The organism is Streptomyces bobili, from assembly GCF_002154575.1.
GTDB classification, from domain to species: domain Bacteria; phylum Actinomycetota; class Actinomycetes; order Streptomycetales; family Streptomycetaceae; genus Streptomyces; species Streptomyces bobili.
This window is the reverse complement of the sequence record NZ_MUBA01000939.1, coordinates 1-654: the sequence shown is the minus strand read 5'-3', so window position 1 is coordinate 654 and position 654 is coordinate 1. Positions and strand designations below refer to the sequence as shown.

The 654-nt window shown below is 75.1% G+C and carries 1 protein-coding gene; it reads left to right on the top strand.

Going from position 1 to position 654, the window contains the following annotated elements:
- Nucleotides 1–87: 87 nt before the first annotated feature.
- Nucleotides 88–654 (top strand): carbohydrate kinase family protein (locus tag BZL64_RS38835; RefSeq protein WP_244205819.1); only part of this gene is annotated, 567 nt, incomplete at its 3' end.

Here is a 654-nt window from a genome sequence, read left to right as displayed (position 1 = left end):
CACCCACCCCCGAACCCCCGACGCAGCCCTCGTTGTCAGCCCCGTGGTGCACACTGGCCGAATCGGCACCACGTCAGGGAGCACACCGTGACCGCGTCCACCGGAGAGGGACACCACCGACACCCACGCCAGGCCCAGGTCGACCCCCTGGCGGCCCGGCGCGCCCCCACGGACCCGCCGTGGGACGTCTACCTCACCGGCACCGTCTTCCTGGACATCATCTTCACCGGCCTGGACTCCGCCCCCGTGCGCGGCACCGAGTCCTGGGCCCGCGGCATGGGCTCCAGCCCCGGCGGCGTGGCGAACATGGCCGCCGCCCTGGCCCGCCTCGGCCTGCGGACGTCCCTGGCGGCGGCCTTCGGCGACGACCACTACGGCGAGTACTGCTGGGACACCCTGGAGCAGGGCGAGGGCATCGACCTGACCACGTCCCGCACGGTCCCCGGCTGGCACTCCCCGGTCACGGTCTCGATGGCGTACGAGGGCGAGCGCACGATGGTCTCCCACGGCCACGAACCGCCCCCCGAGGAACCCGCCCCCGCCTCCCCGCCGCACGCCAGAGCGGCCGTCGCCTCGCTGGTCCCCGGCAAGCGGGCACCCTGGATCGCGCAGGCGGCGAGCCGCGGGACCCGCGTCTTCGCGGACGTCGGCTGG